Source organism: Ningiella ruwaisensis (assembly GCF_004798935.1).
GTDB classification, from domain to species: domain Bacteria; phylum Pseudomonadota; class Gammaproteobacteria; order Enterobacterales; family Alteromonadaceae; genus Glaciecola; species Glaciecola ruwaisensis.
Window position 1 is genome coordinate 174,168 of the sequence record NZ_RAHT01000002.1, and the last position, 18,257, is coordinate 192,424.

Here is an 18,257-nt window from a genome sequence, read left to right on the forward strand (position 1 = left end):
CGTTTTATAAGAAAAAACAATTAGCAAACTTGAGCTGAGTAATGATTTACGGCTTTACTTGCTCTTGTTCTGCTTCTTTAACCTGAAAAGACAAGAGCTGTTTTTTTGCAGAGGCTGCATCCGTCATGTCATAAATCATCATGCACACATGATCAACCGCGCCTGTGGCAGAATTAAGCGGTGAAAATACAATATTTTGATACATAAAGGGGGCAGTGCTGGTAATTGGACGGTAATTTCTAAATTTAAACAGATAGGGGCGTTGCTCCCACGTTAAAAACGCGCGAGTGCGCAAGTCAAATACACTTTTTACCTTTTGCGTTAACCAGGGCTCTGATATATCGGGAAAGAGGTCAAAAAGTCGCTGATCTCTGACATCTGACGGAAGCAAGCCAGAATGCGCTTCCATAAAACCATTCCATACCTTGATTTCAAAATTTCGATTGAATACGACAATACCAACGTCGACGGTCTGGATCATATCCATCATCCAGTGAAACTCGAGAAGTTCGTCTAAGGCTTCATTTCTGGCGGCTTGAATTGTCATACTTATTCCTCTAATAAATGCGCGAGTTTAGCGTTCATCATTTCCATTGAGTCTTCAGTGAACAGTAAAACCAAATCACACTGCACGTTAAACCCCTCTAAACCGTAGCTTAATTCGATGGCAAGTGTTTTCCGCCACGCACTCTTATTTGCACTAATAAGCTCCTGAACGCTTTGGTGTTGACCTAAAACAACGGGGTGACCTTGTCGAAACTGCATATCAAGTTGATTAGCGAGTCCTCGCAGGCAAGTACCAATTAAAATGCTGGCAACATCCATGAGCAGCTCCAACTGCATTTGATCATCGATTTTGCCCTTAACTTGCATAATTTTAGCCATATCGCTAAAACTTGAGTCGCTAAGCACACAAAGTGCCTCTCCGCTTATTCCATCGCCTAAAAAGCCCTGACAAACGCCTGATGTGCTTTCATGAGCGTCTACATCAGAGAGCATCATATGTAACTCCGACACTTCAATCAGATTTACATTGGGAATAGGTAATTTCACAAATACATTCATGATACGCGCCAGGTGGTCACCGGCTTGCCCCATCGCTACATTTGCTACTTCCTGATAACAATCACGAAGTGTTTCATCTAAAGCTTCCGGCTCATCTTTTATGCTTGCATCGGATTTTAAAAACTGGTGTTTTTCAAGCACGCTTCTAAGTTCATCAGCGTTTACCGGCTTTTGAATAAAATCAATGGCGCCAAGATTCAGCACACGCTGTTTCGCTTCAGGTTGAATATCGCCTGAAATGACGATTGTTTTGGTCGGCAAGTCCTGCTGTTTGATGTGCGACAGTGTTTCGTAACCGTCCATCACTGGCATGTTTAAATCCAGCAGCAGTAAATCGCCTTTGTTTTCGCAAATGGCATCTAGCGCCTCTTCACCGTGCTTTGCAAAGTGAATACGACTTTCCAAGTCTTGTGGTAAACATTTGGCAACTTGTTTGCGAGCGACCAGAGAATCGTCACAAATGAGCACTGAAAGCATAAATTTCGCCTAAGAGAATTACGGATTAAAAAAATAAACGTCAATACTTATCATCGGTACAAAAACGATATTCTTTATCTAATCTTGGTTTAAATTTATACAAGTATTTGCTGTAACAACAAAAATGTTTTCAGGCAAAGAGAAGTGGAAGCAAAATGGCAGTAACAATCCCGTTCAAACATACCGACAGCGTGGCAAAAGCGGCGCAGGTTTCAGAGATACTTATCGCTTTTGAAGTGCCCACCGCATGAGCAATGGTGCCAAGCACAACCCCTTGTGCCATTTCGCAGTCAGTTTGACTCAGGCGAAATACAAGCGGAGCAAATATAGCGCCTACAATCCCGGTAATAATCACAAACACCGCTGCAAGCGATGCGATACCACCAATGGCTTCAGCTGTGCCCATGGCGAGAGGAGTGGTAATCGACTTTACCAGCATTGTCATTTGCAGATTTATAGGCGTATTAAAAAAATAGATGCTCAACCAGGCAAGTGTGGGCGCGAGCACTCCCCCAAATAGTACGGGTAGCACCACGCGCCAGCCCATTCTAATGAGCGTAGTTAGCTGCTTATATAAAGGAATGGCAAGCGCAATGGTTGCAGGGCCTAATAAAAAAGCAACAGGCAGTGCCGCTTTTTGATATTGCTCTTGGCTCACATCGAAAGCAATCAACAGTGAAATGATAAGCAAAGCACTAACAAGGATTGGGTGAAACAAGGGCGAGTGCGACGCCATTACGTACACTTTACGCGCAAGTGCATAAGTGATTAGAGTTACTCCCAGCCAAACGATGTGGCTGTTTAAGTAAGCATCATTGAAATAGCTTACAAGCGCTTCAATCGGCATCGCTTTTCTCGCCAGCTCGATTGAGTGTGTTTGAACCTAGAAAACGCTGACTAATCAAGGCACTAATAAACATACTCACAACTGTGGATACCACGATTGCTAAAAATAGCGCGAGGGGAAACTCAAGAATAAGGGTCGCATATGCCATGATGCCAACCGTTGCAGGAATAAAAAAGAGTACCATGTGAGTTAAAAGTGGCTTTGCAGCCAACAAAATAATTGAGGGAACTTGCCGAAAAATCAGGCAAATTAATAACAAAATAAATATGCCAAGCAAGGCAGGAGGTAGGGTGATTTCAAGTGCCTGAGTAATAAAATCGGAAACCAGAAAGATGCCTATTAGTAAGGCAAAGCCCAGTAAGCACCGGGCCAAAAGAAACAATCTAGAACGTACTTTCTTGATGTACGGTGATAAAGTAATCGCTACCTTTTTTGGAGTAGTCAACTTTGTACTCTTTGTTATTTAAGGTTTGAACAAATAGCAGACTGCGATAATCACCAAAATTTTCAGGTGATGAGATGTCTACTTTAGCCACATCCATCCGTTTGGCTTCCAGTTTATTCTCAGGGACCTTACCTGTATAAATCTCAATACCGTTATGAACAACTAACAGCACCGGGTCTTGTCGACTGTTAACGACGAGCAAGTCAACCTTACGCTGTTTGTGAATGATCGTATTGCGTCCGCTGAGCAAATACGCTGCCTCTTTCATCCGCACTCTCCAATATAATGCGCAATGCTATGTAAACGAAACATAGCAAAAATTCATGGTTCTTGCACATAGTTGACGGCAGAAACTCTGTAAACTTTAACAATTGCAATTAGTTAACCGCAGAACAGGCCATGAAATCACCAAAAAACACAAATATTGCAAAAAAATTGAGTACCTTTGGTGACATAAAACTAAAAAATCTTTATACTTCGCCCCGCTTAAGTAAATGGCCCGATAGCTCAGTTGGTTAGAGCATCCGACTCATAATCGGCAGGTCCCCTGTTCAAGTCAGGGTCGGGCCACCATTTCCTCATCACCAATCACAACTAAAGAAACAATTGGCTCCCTCACGAAAATCACTGCTACAACGCCGCCACAATGTTAATGATGAAGAGCCCAATTGCAATATTTGATACAAAGCACTATCTTATTGCTAAGCGCATACTCGTAGCATAAAAAGGCATTCACCATTTACAAGATCACGGCCACCGGCTTTTTTGAGTTTACTGTTTTACTGCTGAGTGCATTAACACTGTTTGGTTGGTTAAGCGACATCAGTCTTTTAACTAACTATGTTCAGGAATATCCAAAGATGCAGTTTAATACTGCGCTTTGCTTCGCGCTTTTAGGGATGGCCGGCATTATTAAAGTAGCAATCAGTGCCAGAGTTGCCTTAGTACCCGTATTTATTTGCTTTTCCATTGCTGTACTGACCTTATTTGAGTACCTGATACACGTAGACTTTGGGCTCGATACCTTGTTTTTCCAGCCAAATGACACCAACATGCTATTCCCCGGCAGAATGGCGCCGAATACCGCCGTTAGTTTTGTTGCCGTAAGCTCAATTACCCTTATTGAACTTTACGTGAAACAACCGAGTAAAGTGGTGCAATCAGTGTCCTTTTCCTTGCTGACTATTCCTTTAACACTAGCGACATTCTCGGTGCTTGGGTATTTATTGGGATTAGAAATATCATTAAGTGAAGGACATACGGCCAGAATGTCTATTCCCACCTCACTTTGCTTTTTGTTACTAAGCATCGCCTTTTGCTATCGTGAAAATATTGCCCCCCTCAAAGGCTTCATTAAGCCCAAATTTTATTACGTGGTGCTTTGCTCTCTTGCATCAGTTATCACTTGGCAGGCCTTTATTCTTTATGAGGTAAATAACGCATCCACCTACACACAAGATCAACTGCGCAATTTGAGGGCAGCACTTGCCAATCATTTCGCAAACACGGCGCAAGATCTCGAACGCATGGCATCACGCTGGGAAGCGACCAACGGAACAGAAAAGCAGAACTGGACCGCCGATGCACTTAATTACACAATCGATCAGCCTTGGTATCAGGCCATTGCGTGGGCAGATAAAAATAGCGTAATACAGTGGCTTGTACCAGAAGAGGCTAATCCAAACGTGATTGGTATATCGCTTAATCAGCAAAAAGACAGGGCGGATGCGCTTGAGCAAGCACGAATCAAAAACACGACGGTTTTCTTTAAGCCTATCACACTGGTGAACGGTAAGGTGGGTATGCTTGCAGTCTCTCCGCTGTTTAATCAAAACGGCAATTTTGATGGCTATATTGTCGGCGCCTTTCAAATAAAACAAATGTTTGACCAAATAGTCGAGCAAGACTATGCGCAAAATTTTAGTGTGTTTTTGTATCAAAACGATAGCCTGATATATGAGTCAAATGACAGTTCTTTGTATTTTAGAGGCAGTGTGCATGCCGACACCTTATTTTTAGAAGATTACCGTTTGAGCATTCGCACAAAACCTGAATTCATGCAATCGTTCAGAACCAGCATTCCTGAATTTATCTTGGTGATTGGTCTTATTATTTCAACGCTTATAGGCATTATTTTGCATTATTGGCGTGAAAATAAACTCAACATCAAAGAGCTCAAAAAACGGCAAACGCAAATAACAGAAAGTCTGTTAGTTCAAAAGGCGTTCATGGAAAAGCTTGGAGAAGCGGTTGTTGTTACCGACTCTAGCGGACGGATTAAGGAATTCACCTCAGCAGCACAGCGTCTTTTTGGTTATTCAAAAGATGAAGCAATTGGTAGAAATCTTAAAATGCTGATGCCAGACAACGTTGCGCAGCAGCATGATGATTTTTTGCGCCATTTCGACACACAACAATCTCAATCGGTTTTAGGCAAAACACGTCAGTTAGAAGGCATTCGAAAAAACGGTGAGAGCTTTCCTATTGCAATAGTAGTGACGAGCGTTGAGCTCAATGAAAAACTGCATTTTATTGGCCTCATTCGCGATACAACCAAAATGATCGCGTATCAGAAAGACTTAGAAGAAGAGCGCTTAAAAGCCCTTCAGGCCAGTCAGTCTAAAAGCGAATTTTTGGCGAATATGAGTCATGAAATTCGCACGCCGATGAATGGAATTTTAGGGGCACTGCAGTTACTTCAGCTAAGAGTTGAAGATCTAAAAGCAAAGCGACTGATAGACAACGCACTTATCTCTTCAAAATCTCTTCTTACTATTATCGATGACATACTGGATTTGTCGAAAATAGAAGCCAACATGCTGCATATTGAAAATAGCGACTTTTCCATCCGTCAATTGCTTGAAGCAGTTTGTTCAGACTTACTTCCCGTTGCATCAGCCAAAGCAATAACTATCAAACGACAGATAGATGAGGATCTCCATGATCGCTGGGTAGGCGATCAAATTAGAATAAGACAAATACTGATAAATATTGTGTCGAACGCGGTAAAGTTTACCAATGAAGGCGGCGTTGATATCAAAATCAAAGAGAAGCAAAATCAATGCGAAAGTGTTTTGCAAATTATCGTTAAAGATTCCGGCATTGGTATGTCACCAGAGGCAGTAAAATCAATATTTGAGCGCTTTACACAAGCCGACTCATCTACCACACGGCAGTATGGTGGTACTGGATTGGGAATGGCAATCACCTACAATCTTGTTGAACTAATGGAAGGTGAAATTAAGGTCGCCAGCAAATTAAACGCTGGCACTCAATTTGTTGTTAACCTGCCGCTTCAACACGCAAAAAACATGGATGAGCAGTCAAAAAATGAAACATTAAGCATCCCTAAATTAAACGGAAAATCGATTTTAATTGTTGAAGATAACGACATTAACCAAACAATATTAGGGTCAATGCTGTCTGAAACGCATGCTAGCGTGTACATTGCAGACAACGGGAAGATAGGCGTTGAAAAAGCGCGTCAGTTCAATTGTGATTTAGTGCTTATGGATATACACATGCCTGTAATGGACGGCTTTGAGGCTTGCAGAAAAATTAAAAACGAATATCCAGATAAGCCGGTGATTGCTCTTACCGCAGATCTTATTTCCGATAACGTGGAGGCTTATGAGGCCGCAGGCTTTAATAGTCACTTGGGAAAACCCATCGTTATTGAAGAATTGTACTCGCTTTTACATCGGTATTTACTTACATCCAGTGAATACACGTCGGTAGTTAAATAAAGTTAAAGAGTGAGGCAAACATAAAAAAACTGCGCAATCATAGATTGCACAGTTTTATAAATAAAAATTTTAAAGTTTAAGCACGGCGACGTAAAAGTAACCCGCCAATAGCAAGTGAAAACAGTGCGATAACTGCTGGTGCACTAACAACCGTTGCTTGTCCTAAAAATACATCCTCGCCGAAAGCAAATAATACTAAAGCGTCAGCATCGTTAAAGATATCTACAACGTTGTCTTCAGGGAAAGCTGTGTCGATATAGACCTGATAAGACCAAGGTAAAGTAGGGTCATTATCATTAGCGTCAAAGCCCAACAACTGAATACCAGCGTACATGTTGTCAGTGTCGACAACTGCAAAAAAATCAAAAACGCCTGCAGCTGGGAAAAATCCGAAAAATTCTAAAGAAGTTAGAACAGGTTCGCCATCAAAATCTGTGTCGATTTCGCCCGTACCAATCAAGCTTTCAGAAAATTCTACCGAAACTGTACCAATGTTAATACCGCCTGCAAAAATGTCTTGAGTAATTAACACCGCATTTGAACTAAATGACGCCGCAAAGATTAAACTAAACGCCGCAATACTTTTAACAAAAAAACCTTTTAGAGATTTCATTTACTACTTCCTCTTTTATTAAAATATGCCGAGGCTTTCGCCTCGGCGTCCATCTTTTAGTTATTAGCTTCAATAACCGTTGTGCCTTGCTCTTCGCCATCTTCATCAAAGAAAGTTGCAGAGCCCATATAGGTTACACCCTCTTCAAGTCCGCGAGTTCTGACACTTACGTTGTTAAAGCGACCGTTAATAGCACGACGTGAAGAAGACATGCGAGTTGTGCTCTCTTTCACGTTGTCTACGGCGAACCAGTCAAGCGTATAATCCACAGTAGGTGCACCTAGCGTGTCTGCACCGTGAACAAACAGCAGATAGATGTTACCGGCTGCAGAGCTTGTTCTTGGTGAAGGATTCACAAGAATGATGTCTTCATTAGAATCCGCATTGCGAGATTCTGTTACAAAGCGGCAGCTAAAGCCTAAGCATTCATAAAGAATCAAATCAATGTTGACCGTTCCATCGGTTCCTTCTGGCTGCACTACATCTTCCTGAGACAGTCTAAAGCGAAGCACCTTAGTATCGTCAGTAGTAGTAATAAACCATGAAGTTGGAACACCTGCACCAAAATCAAAACCGCCACTTTCGTCATTTACAAAGTTAGAAAGTGGAGTCGCTGGTACAAGCCCTGCGTAGTCCATGCTGGTAGGCCCTGTGTAGAACATCTGTACAGGGAACACACCACGACCGCGATTCAAGTCAAGGCTTACTGCAGGAGGTACATCAATTTTGATAGTAGGCAGAGGATTCACTGCGATTGGACTGCGAACGCTAGTACCGTTATCACCTTCAAGTGTGACTGAACCAAATGCCCACAATTCTGGAATTACGTCGTCAGTGCGAGTAAAGGTAAGTGAGTAACTTGCTTCGCCATTCGCTGGTACCACCAATAAGCCATCTTCAGAGCCGGTATCTACTGTTACTTCCACACCTTCAGGTGCTTCAACGTTAACTGAATATGTACCGCCCAATCCTGTTACATCAGTCACAGTACGAACGATAGTTTCAGGGTCTTCCAGAGTACCAATTGCAATTGATGGATAGTTCAATTGGCTTGGGTCAAACGAATACTCTTCTGCCAATGACGCGCAGTCTCTCTCGCCACCGTTTGTATCAAGCACAACATCTTCTTCGCCTTGACCACAAAGGAATGCAAGGTATTCATCGGTGTCAATTGAATAAACCAAACCTGGGTTCATTGCTTCTACCGGGTTTGCATGGCCGCCACCAAAATCAAACGGATCGGCTGGTGTTGCTCCATCTTCTTTTGTCACGCCTTGGTAGGCTGTGGTCATAAGCGCCGATTTCACCTGAGAAGGTGTCCAATCTGGATACTGGCCCATCAGCAAGGCAGCCATACCAGCAATATGCGGGCTAGACATTGAGGTACCTTGCAAGTAAGCAAAGTCTTCACCGTCAACGTTGCCAAGAATATCTAATTGATCTGGGCTGGTTGCAGCAAGAATTCTCACACCTGGAGCGGTGATATCAGGCTTGATAATATCGGTTGTTTGAGGGTTTTGGCCGCGAGAAGAGAAGCCTGCCATGATGTTACCGACTTCTACTTGAGTGCGCGACGCACCTTCATTACTCATTGTGACATTTGTTGTGCTTGCAATTACGCTATCTTGTAATGCCAAGCCTGCTTCTTGAGTCACCATCACACCTGGAATGTTGATAACGGTAGTATCACCGGCACCCGCACCCATCGCAATAGGAGGACGATCATCTGTGTAAACAACCACACCTACCGCACCTGCTGCTTCCGCATTAGACATTTTGATGGTGAAAGCACATACGCCTCGAGAAATGAGGGCAATCTTACCGGTTAAATCTGATGTTAATGGTTCACACGCCAGAATATCGTCAGCCAAGGCTAAATCACCGGTGAAGCCTTCTTCTGGAATTGCGGTACCAATTGATGCAGGAATAGAGAATAAATCTTCACCTGCAAGGTCACCTGAGTTAACTTTCAAGGCATTACCAATTAGAGCTGATTCGCCGTCGTAAGTGGATGCACCAACAGTTGTGATCCAAGGAGCAATATTGCTCACCGTCTCAGCACCAGGTCCGCCGTTTCCGGCAGAAGCAGCAAAGAATACACCTGCATCAGATGCTTTTAGCGCTGCGTTGTAAACAGGGCTATCGATAGCGGTAACGTTACCAATTGAATAGTTGAGCACATCAACACCGTCTAGAACGGCCTTTTCAATTGCCGCCATACTGTCACCGAAGAAACAGCCTCGCTCGTTTACGCCAGACGGGCTTACGTAGCCTGAGTTCCAACATACTTTGTAAGCTGCGACTCGAGCGCGTGGGGCGATACCCGATACTGTTCCAACGTCAACGCCAGAAAGCGTTGCCGTCACGCCAGCATTACCCGCAGCAGTTGATGCTGTGTGGCTTCCGTGACCATCCGCATCACGTGGAGAAGCGAATTCACCCAAACCAAACTGAATTTCATAAACACTTGAAAAGGTTGAGCCGAAGTATTGTGCACCAATTAATTTATTGTTACAGCTGAAGTCATCGTCAGGTGCTACGGTTTCATCATCGTATACAACAACGCCATCTGCATTAACAAAGGAGCCTACAGAACCTGTATTACAAGAACCTGCCCAACGCTCAGGTGCCGGACCATAAGCCAATTCTTCTACAGACGGATCTTCACCAAAAGAAGGGTTATCGGGAGATATACCTGAGTCAAGGATACCTACGATAACATCTTCACCCTTAATACCTAGCGTATGCTGACCACCTGGTTCAGTTAAGCCAAGAAACTTGGGTGTATTTGAAGTTTGAAGTTGGAAGGGCTTGTCTTCATATACTGCAGCTACATCAGGATGGTTGCGAAGTGCTTCTACTTGCGCATCTGATAAACGAGCTGAAAAACCATTAAAGGTGTGAGCGTAATTATACGCAATGTTGTCAACGCCGATATCAGCAGCAACAGCTTGCTGACGAGCTTTAACGGTTTGCACGTATTGCTCAATGGTTGGGGTATTTGGATTATATTGGTTACCGGTTTTAATGGTAAACCTGCTGTCTGTCGTTAATTCGCCAACGCTTTTTGCTTTTGCAATGGCGGTTGCTCCACGCATCTTAACTATGTAAGAACCCGTCGACTGTTGCTGATTCACAACGGGTGCAGGACCAACTTCCTGAAACTGATTGCCATCATGGCCTAGCACTGCATCGCCTGCAGTTGCATAGCAACTGGCGAGTGCACTAGAGACGGCAACCCCTAGTAGGTATTTATTAAACTTCATGTACATCTCCCGATGATATTTTTATTTTATTTGACTCGCTGCACCAGAAATTAGCAAAGATGTCCCAAAATTGGGAAACTTATGAAAATCCAATCAACGAACGCAAAGGTAAGCAAACCTAATTGACGAGGCGCTATAACAGCCAAGACGACTCAACACTTCTACCTTTGAGGAAAGCATCAGAAACACGCAGTGCAAGCTTCAGACCAAATAAGCAAGCCCCTAGTACAGGTTATCTGTGGGGAGAATGGCAGTCGAGGCGCGATAAAACACCTGATAAAAGTTAATGGAATGTAAAGAAACCCGACACGGGTCATTTTCACGAAAGTTTTATATTTAAAGTAAATTTTAGCAAGCGACACTGCAGTGTAAAGCTACAGAAACAAAAAACTGTAAAATTTTCTGACAGTGCCGTAACTATTGGCTTAGCTTGGGAATTATTGATTCATTCTCAGGGTACAAGCCGGTACTTCTGAACGCTTTTGTTTTTTGGCGTTGTAAGCAGGTTGTGTAAACTTACAACTAAATGTTTCTCCATTTACTTCAACACGATAGACTCCGTACAAGCTCTTATATTGAATCATGCCATTCTCATCGCTTTTATAAATAGCTTCAAAGTCTCGCAAGTTTTCAAGCCACGATAGATAAGACAAAGCATTCGGTTTCAATTCGTTTTGCGGATTTATCAATGCGCCTGCCGGGCGCCACATGACCGGCTCGTAAAAACCCCAACGGGTAATTCCCACTACGTTTGGATGAGCATACATCGCCTGATAAAAATCCGTATCGTACTGCGCTTGCCCTTCAAGATCGCGCGTGTCTGTGTCATATTCAGTAATTCGTATCGGCAAGTTAAAGCTGGCGAAACGGTCTAAAATTTCCCACATCTTTTCAACGGGCGTAGCAATACCATTAAAATGCCCTTGCATGCCGATACCATGAATAGGTGCGCCTTTTTCAAGCAACTCGGTGATCAGATTAAAGTAATGATCTTTTTGCGCAGTATTGTCTCCGCCGTCTGTCAAAATCGAGTTTTCGTTAATGTAAAGCACGGCCTCAGGGTGCAAGGCGTGCACGCGCTTGTACCAGTCAACAACCGTATCCAGACCGACTATATCAAGCCACTCTTTTTCGGCCCTAAGCTCGTTTATAACATCATATTCGTTCATACCATGCGCCCTTAAAATAGGCACCATTTCGTCGATGTGCTGATTGACACGAGCGATAAATGCTTCACGGTCGTCGGCTAAGCGATTTAATACTTCAGGGCTGAAACGAAAGGCCGGATACAATAGTACATGACCACGCATGGGGATATTCTCTTGCTCGAAGTACGCCATTTTATTAAGGTATTCTTCTCGTTTTGCTGGGTCTTCCCATCCCCAATCCGCCCAGTAAATGGTTGCCGTTGCGTAATTAAAAAATTGATCAAACCACAAGCGATACTGCTCGCCAAGCTCGCTGTCTTCAACAAGTAAACCGTGCGCCATACTGCCAAGCTCAAAATCAATATCTTCTCTTGATACGGCAACTACGGCATCCTTGACTGGCTGTCCGTTCACATCCACTACATAAAGCGTGAACTCGTCTGTCCGATATTGATCAATCATTTTCTGAGCCTGCTCTCTCCATGGAGCATCTTTATCCATGCCAGCATATTTGAGCTCAGTTGCAGGAAAGCTGGCCGCATCCAGCTCATGATCAATCGTCAGAAACAGCAGATCCGCTACATCAAGCTTTTGTTCCTGAGCCGCTAAATGCAGCGATAGGTGAACAGAGCCTGCTTCAAAATCTTGAGGCGCTCTGCCAACTGCAACCACGCGTGTCCATTCTGACCCAGTGGCAACACTTGCATCGGATACCAGCATCCACCTTGGTGTTGCACGTTCAATGAAACCACGAATATTGACTTGCGAACTACCCGGCGCGGCTCTTACAAAATAGCCTGCATAAACCCATTCGTCTTTTTTAATGGCCGAACTATTTGCCTGTGATTTTAAGGTAACAGACCAAGGATTTTCTCCCACGGCTTTTACGTGAATACGGACAAAATCTGAAAACTTACCCTCTTGTTGACTGAGCCACTCATATTCGACCATCGAATCTTCGCCATTGATGCTCAGGCTATCTGCTGAAGTTTCGTCAATAAAAATTCGAAGCTCAGTATCTGGCGGGATGTGGTCATATAATGTTGAGAGGGATTCTTCGGCTTTTGTAGCCACTTGAAAAAGCGCCAGAACAAAAGTCATAGCGCTCAGCAGTAAGGTTTTTTTGATTCTCTCGTTTTTCCTGTTTTTCTTATCATTGTTTCTGATTTTGCTTTGGTTTTTGTTTTTGTTTAAAAAAAGATTGTCCATGCCCGCTCCAATTCTTTATTAGTAGTCTGAATCCTGTTACGGAAAAGCAATAAAGTCATTCAAACAAAGCATGTCACAAGAAAAGCATGGCGCGCAAAGCCAGACTTAAGCAAACGAATTATGAAAATTCGTATTAAAGTACCTTGGGATTTATCGGACTGGCCGCCAGTTCTCCCGGCTTGCATCCAGGCAGCCATGTTGCTAAATCGTTTTCTCGTGATTTATTCCAACGGTTCTTCGGATCGGGTTTTTCAATTACCCTGGTATTGTCCTCATACCAAATAATCGTCATGACTTCGCGTAAGGTGTCGGTTTGATTGCCAGGCGCACCATGCAAACACCACCCTGAATGAAAGGTAGCGTCTCCTGCTGACATGTCGCCATGATTAACAATATCAAAACCGCGCTCTTTGCACATATTGCTTAAGTAAGCCTCGGAATCATCGGATATTGGCATATCCCCTAAATATCCAACACTCGAGGTACCCGACGCAAAGTTAAGCGTGCCCATTGCAGTAGTAATATCCATCAGCGGCATCCACATGGTGATGCAATTGTCGGTTACAAGCGGCCAATAATGCTGATCTTGATGCCAAGGCGTGATACCACCATGAGGCTCTTTGAAAAGCGCCTGATCATGATAGATTCTGACATGGTCTACGCCCATAAGCTGCGCAGCCACGCTGGCAAATCGCTTGCTTAAAACCCACTTTGCAAGAGCTGGGTTTTCTACCCATAAATTCATTATTTGTAAAAAGGCTTTGCCGTAAGTATCGCGCTGATCAAATGGCAGTAAAGCAATGTTGCGTTTTCGCTCTTCAACGGATGCATTAACCTGTTCTCTGAATTCGCCAATATGCGCAGCATCACAAACCTGCGACAGCTTTACGTGTCCGTTTGTTCGATAATACTCAATATCAGACGCAGCAAGCGCTATGGTTGTATCTAAATAATTCAAAGCAGCACCTCTTAAAAAGTTAAGATGCCGTTAAATTATCAAAGCGCATTTAAATGAAACAGCGAAAACTATTGTCAAAATGCGCAAGGGTTTTATGTTTTATCGTTCAGGTTTTTACTTATTTTTAACTTTCAAGATTCAGATTTATTGTATTGTCCGTATCACAAAAACCACGAAAGCACTAAATCACGAAGGTAATGCCTCTTGGCGGGTGAATTTTTGTTTAACTCGCTTAAGTTTATCTTCCAGCATTAAGAGGCTTGGTGTAATCAAAAGCGTTAACAAGGTAGCAAAGGCTAACCCACCTGCAATCGTGCTTGCAAGCGTGGTCCACCATTGCGCAGATGGCGCACCGATGGATATATTGCGCCCTAAAATATCAATGGTTAAGGCAAATACCATGGGCAATAGCCCTAAAACGGTTGTTACAGAGGTAAGCAATACAGGCCTTATCCTTTGCGCTGATGTGCGCAAAATGGCTTCTTTTGTATCCATGCCTTTTTTCTTCAAGTCGTTGTAGGTATCAATTAATACGATATTGTTATTCACCACAATGCCTGCAAGCGCGATAACGCCAATGCCACCCATCACAATACCAAAGGCTTGTCCTGTGGCGAGCAATCCCAGCAAGACCCCAGCCGTGGAGAAAATAATAGCGCTAAGCACAATAAAGGCCTGATAAAAACTGTTGAACTGCGTGATCAAAATCACCAGCATTAAAAAGATAGCCACAATAAACGCGTTACTTAAAAAGGTCATGGCTTCCTGCGAGTCTTCATCCTGTCCTTTAAAAGTTGCTTTAGTCCCGGTAGGCAGGGGGTTTTCAGCCAAGGCCTGTCGTAATTTCTGACTTTGTGCATCGGCTAACAAATCTTCTCTGACGGCCGATTTAATCGACATAGTGCGCTCTGCATCGGTACGAACAATGCGGCTTAATTTTTGCGCCGGCTCAAAGCTTACAAAATTGCGAATAGGAACCAAGCCATCACTCGTGGGTATTTTCAGATCGTAGAGTTGTTCCAAATTACGGCTTTCTGTTGGAAATCGCAGGCGAATTTCAACTTCATCTTCCACATCGTCTGGTCGATACTCTGCCAACAAGGCACCATTGGTAATCAGCGTAACCGCATTACCCAAAAGAGAAACATCGACATTGAATTTAGCGGCCAGCTCACGGTTAACTTTTAATCGCCATTCAATACTTGGCAATGGTCTTGAATCTTCAATATCAACAAAACCGCCAATTTCGTCCATTAATCCGCGAATATGCGCCACAGCCGGAGCCAAATCATCAGGATTATTCGCGCTGACATCAATTTCAATAGGTTTGCCCGCACCTGGCCCCGCCTGTTGCTCACGAATTTGCACCTTAATGCCTGCAATATCCTTGATTTGCTCACGCATTCGCTCAATCAGCGTGTTTGCATCAGGGCGTGTTTGCCAATCGGCCAAGTCTAACTGGATAACGCCAATGGTATCTTCCGGCATTTCTGATTGCGGCTGCACCCCTGCTCCCATCGTTTTAGCATAAACCGCATCTATGTGATCTTGGTTAAGTAAAATGCTCTCTACTTTTCGCACCAGCGCATCGCGCTCAGTAATCGATAAGTCGCCACGCGCCTGAACTTGTACCTGTAAAAACTCGGGCTCTATTTCAGGGAAAAACTCAACACCTTTACCCATAGCGAAATACGCGATATACGCTACGAACAATGCAACAACAGCAGTACCTGCGCTTTTTCCAGGATGATTTAACAAAGTATTTAGCAAGCGTAAATAGGAGCCTACCCAGCCGCCAATTGAATTCAGATCGCCATTTTCGGCTGCGCGAATATCCTTTGTAGAATTTGACAGGGTACTTTGCGTTTCATCAATGGATTTTTTACCGGAAATCAGTCCGCCAAGTACAGGAATAAAAACTAGGGCCATAAACAGCGAAGCGATTAGTGTGATGATTACCGTAATGGGCAAAAACTTCATAAACTCACCCACCAGGCCCGGCCATACCAACAGCGGCGTAAACACAGCCAGCGTTGTCGCGGTAGATGCAATAATCGGCCAAGACATCCGCTTGGCCGCTGACGCAAAGGCAGTAGCTGGCGACTCACCGTCTTGTATGTAGCGATCTGCAAGCTCAATGGTAACAATAGCACCGTCCACCAGCATGCCTACTACTAAAATCAAACTAAACAGAACAACAATATTGAGTGTGTAACCAAAAAAGCTAATAACAAGCATGGCACTTAAAAATGAGCCCGGAATTGCCAAACCCACCAAAATAGCAGGGCGAACACCAAGCGCGGCCACCACAACAATCATCACAAGCACAATTGCGGTGATCACATTGTTTTCTAAATCACCCAACATGGTTTTAATTTCGTCAGACTTATCTTGTAAATAATTGACTTTTATCGTGCTTGGCCATGCGCTTTGCGCTTGTTCAACGATGGCTCGCACCTGTGCAACCGTTTCAATAATATTTGCGCCAGTGCGCTTCGATACCTCTAAAGCAAGTGAAGGCTCACCTTGAATGCGCGCAAAGGTAGACGGGTCTTTAAATGTTCGGCGAATGCTGGCTACATCAGAAAAGGTCACAATCGTATCGCCCACGCGCTTTACCGGAAGGGTGGATAAATCTTCCATGGTTTCAATTACACCGGGCACTTTAAACACCATGCGACCAGCGCCTGTGTCTAGCGCACCTGCGGCAACCAGTCGATTATTGCTGCTTACAAAATTAAATACATCGGTAAACGAGAGGTTATAGGTTTCAAGCGCGATAGGGTCAACCACAACTTCAAGTAGCTCTTCTCGCTCTCCGCCAATTTCCACTTCAAGTACGCCCGCAAGCGCTTCAATTCTGTCTTTTAGGTCTTTAGAAATGCTCAGCAAGGTGCGCTCTGGCACATCTCCTGAGAGCACAACGGTTAAAACAGGAAACAGGGAAATATTAACCTCGGTCACGCGCGGCTCTTCGCTACCGGCGGGAATTTCGGCTTTTGCGATATCGACTTTTTCGCGCACATCCTGAAGCGCCTGATCGGCATCAAATCCGGCATCAAACTCCAAGGTCACTGAAGCGAAACCCTGCGAACCTGTTGCAGACATTTCTTTTAGTCCCTCAATAGTTTGAAGCTCTTTTTCTAATGGCCGAATAAGCAAGCGCTCTGCATCTTCCGGGGATATGCCATCGTAAACCACCGATACATACACAATAGGAATAGTGACATCTGGCTCGGCTTCTTTAGGAATGGAAAAATAAGCGCTGGCACCGGCAAGCACCAGCATTATAAATACCAAAGCAATGGTTCGGGAACGCGAAAAGGCAGTATCAATAATGGTATGCATATTAGCGCCTCGCGCTTATCATGTTGCTTGCGACATCGATAGGCGAATCGTTGAGTGTGTTGTCACGTCTATTTTCAGAGGGAGTGGTCCGTACTTTCATCCCATCTTCCACAAAGCCTTGCCCTGCTACTATCACCCGGGCTGTATCTGGCAAACCACTCACCCATGCGCCACCTGTATCGCTTTGTAAAATATTGACTTCATGAAACCTCACAGTATCAGAATCATCTACCGTTTTAACGCCTATCTCGCCTTCAGCGCTCAATGAAAAAAGTGCTGGAGATATATAGTGCGCATCTACCGTATCAATGGCGATTTTTGCTTTTGCACTCATTCCGCTTTTAAGCTTTGAGTCGCTATTATCGATTTCTATTTCGACCTCAAACGTGCGAGTGCTGCTGTTAGCACGAGGCGAAATATAGCGCACAGTGCCGCTTACCTGTTCACCTGTTGAAAGCGCAACATCCACCTTGCTACCTAAAGCAACACGATTGATATGATGCTGACCAACAGGCACACTAACAATCAGCGGTGTTGGCTCAATTAATATGGCTATGGCCTTATTCGTTTGCACATAATCGCCCGCCTCGACAAGGCGCGATTCCAAAATTCCACTAAAGGGGGCAGTGATGCGAGTGCGAGCAATATCAAGTTCAATGCGCGCAATGGCAGCTTCTACCGCTTTTACATCGGCGCGCGCGCGCTCCAACTCACTTTCAGACTGATAGTTTTGTTTTGCCAAACGCGCTAATCGTTCAAGCGTTTTGCTACGTGATTCCAATAAGGCTTTTTGTTCGTCTAACTGTAGCTGACGGTCTTCCATTGCCAGTTGAACAAGCAACTCCCCCTCTTTAACCGGCTCGCCTTCTTTAGCAGGGGTGCTCATAACTTGCCCCTGCGTTTGCGCACGTACTTCTACCACTTTGTTTGGTTCAACCTGTCCGTTACTGCTCACAAATATGTCGATGGGTTCAGCGCGCATGCTTTGCACCGCCACTTTAAATAAGGCCTCTTCGGCTTGAGCCACGTTTTGAGATTTGCCAGTGGTATTGTCGCTTGAAAAAAGCACACCGGATGCCATCCACAATACAAACAGAACAGCGATTGTAATAGCAATAAGATAAGATTTACGCAT

General features: G+C 44.1%; 12 protein-coding genes and 1 tRNA gene. 2 read left to right on the forward strand and 11 right to left on the reverse strand.

Annotated features, from left to right (window positions below; all coding sequences use genetic code 11):
- Positions 1–46 precede the first annotated feature (46 nt).
- The 5 genes from D6V41_RS04240 to D6V41_RS04260 all read right to left on the reverse strand — a co-directional run bounded on the left by D6V41_RS04240 (position 47) and on the right by D6V41_RS04260 (position 3,102).
- The gene (locus D6V41_RS04240; protein ID WP_136250238.1) at positions 47–547 is read right to left on the reverse strand and encodes a hypothetical protein; all 501 of its coding nucleotides are present in this window, start codon (positions 545–547) and stop codon (positions 47–49) included.
- Positions 548–549: 2 nt separating this feature from the next.
- Positions 550–1,542: a response regulator gene (locus D6V41_RS04245; protein ID WP_136250239.1), complete on the reverse strand. Its 993-nt coding sequence runs from the start codon at positions 1,540–1,542 to the stop codon at positions 550–552.
- Positions 1,543–1,672: 130 nt separating this feature from the next.
- Positions 1,673–2,389: an LrgB family protein gene (locus tag D6V41_RS04250; protein ID WP_136250240.1), complete on the reverse strand. Its 717-nt coding sequence runs from the start codon at positions 2,387–2,389 to the stop codon at positions 1,673–1,675.
- Positions 2,379–2,771, reverse strand: a complete 393-nt coding sequence (locus D6V41_RS04255; protein WP_206663234.1) for a CidA/LrgA family protein — start codon at positions 2,769–2,771, stop codon at positions 2,379–2,381. The genes D6V41_RS04250 and D6V41_RS04255 overlap by 11 nt, the downstream gene beginning before the upstream one ends.
- Before the next feature lies 1 nt (position 2,772).
- Entirely contained in the window at positions 2,773–3,102 is a 330-nt protein-coding gene (locus D6V41_RS04260) for a hypothetical protein (protein ID WP_136250242.1), read from the reverse strand.
- A gap of 228 nt (positions 3,103–3,330) precedes the next feature.
- Between D6V41_RS04260 and D6V41_RS04265 the strand changes: the two genes are divergently transcribed.
- Both D6V41_RS04265 and D6V41_RS04270 read left to right on the forward strand, forming a co-directional pair.
- Positions 3,331–3,407 (forward strand) — tRNA-Ile (locus D6V41_RS04265).
- Positions 3,408–3,694: 287 nt separating this feature from the next.
- A complete protein-coding gene (locus D6V41_RS04270; protein WP_136250243.1) occupies positions 3,695–6,580 on the forward strand; it encodes an ATP-binding protein in 2,886 nt (961 codons plus the stop codon).
- A gap of 76 nt (positions 6,581–6,656) precedes the next feature.
- On the opposite strand, the gene D6V41_RS04275 is transcribed toward D6V41_RS04270, so the two are convergent.
- From D6V41_RS04275 to D6V41_RS04300, 6 genes are all read right to left on the reverse strand, one after another.
- On the reverse strand, positions 6,657–7,193 hold the full coding sequence (locus D6V41_RS04275) for a PEP-CTERM sorting domain-containing protein (RefSeq protein WP_136250244.1): 537 nt from the start codon (positions 7,191–7,193) through the stop codon (positions 6,657–6,659).
- Positions 7,194–7,249: 56 nt separating this feature from the next.
- Entirely contained in the window at positions 7,250–10,459 is a 3,210-nt protein-coding gene (locus D6V41_RS04280; RefSeq protein WP_136250245.1) for a S8 family serine peptidase, read from the reverse strand.
- A gap of 437 nt (positions 10,460–10,896) precedes the next feature.
- On the reverse strand, positions 10,897–12,816 hold the full coding sequence (locus tag D6V41_RS04285) for an endo-1,4-beta-xylanase (protein ID WP_136250246.1): 1,920 nt from the start codon (positions 12,814–12,816) through the stop codon (positions 10,897–10,899).
- Between the two features lie 133 nt (positions 12,817–12,949).
- A complete protein-coding gene (locus D6V41_RS04290) occupies positions 12,950–13,774 on the reverse strand; it encodes a phytanoyl-CoA dioxygenase family protein (protein ID WP_136250247.1) in 825 nt (274 codons plus the stop codon).
- A gap of 186 nt (positions 13,775–13,960) precedes the next feature.
- Positions 13,961–17,122, reverse strand: a complete 3,162-nt coding sequence (locus D6V41_RS04295) for an efflux RND transporter permease subunit (RefSeq protein ID WP_136250248.1) — start codon at positions 17,120–17,122, stop codon at positions 13,961–13,963.
- A 1-nt stretch (position 17,123) separates the two neighbouring features.
- Positions 17,124–18,257, reverse strand: a complete 1,134-nt coding sequence (locus tag D6V41_RS04300; protein WP_136250249.1) for an efflux RND transporter periplasmic adaptor subunit — start codon at positions 18,255–18,257, stop codon at positions 17,124–17,126.

Coding starts and splice junctions, on each gene's coding strand:
- D6V41_RS04300 (WP_136250249.1), bottom strand. CDS start 18,257: ATGCGTAAATCTTATCTTATTGCTATTACAATCGCTGTTCTGTTTGTA.
- D6V41_RS04270 (WP_136250243.1), top strand. CDS start 3,695: ATGCAGTTTAATACTGCGCTTTGCTTCGCGCTTTTAGGGATGGCCGGC.
- D6V41_RS04285 (WP_136250246.1), bottom strand. CDS start 12,816: ATGGACAATCTTTTTTTAAACAAAAACAAAAACCAAAGCAAAATCAGA.
- D6V41_RS04260 (WP_136250242.1), bottom strand. CDS start 3,102: ATGAAAGAGGCAGCGTATTTGCTCAGCGGACGCAATACGATCATTCAC.
- D6V41_RS04280 (WP_136250245.1), bottom strand. CDS start 10,459: ATGAAGTTTAATAAATACCTACTAGGGGTTGCCGTCTCTAGTGCACTC.
- D6V41_RS04240 (WP_136250238.1), bottom strand. CDS start 547: ATGACAATTCAAGCCGCCAGAAATGAAGCCTTAGACGAACTTCTCGAG.
- D6V41_RS04250 (WP_136250240.1), bottom strand. CDS start 2,389: ATGCCGATTGAAGCGCTTGTAAGCTATTTCAATGATGCTTACTTAAAC.
- D6V41_RS04295 (WP_136250248.1), bottom strand. CDS start 17,122: ATGCATACCATTATTGATACTGCCTTTTCGCGTTCCCGAACCATTGCT.
- D6V41_RS04275 (WP_136250244.1), bottom strand. CDS start 7,193: ATGAAATCTCTAAAAGGTTTTTTTGTTAAAAGTATTGCGGCGTTTAGT.
- D6V41_RS04245 (WP_136250239.1), bottom strand. CDS start 1,542: ATGCTTTCAGTGCTCATTTGTGACGATTCTCTGGTCGCTCGCAAACAA.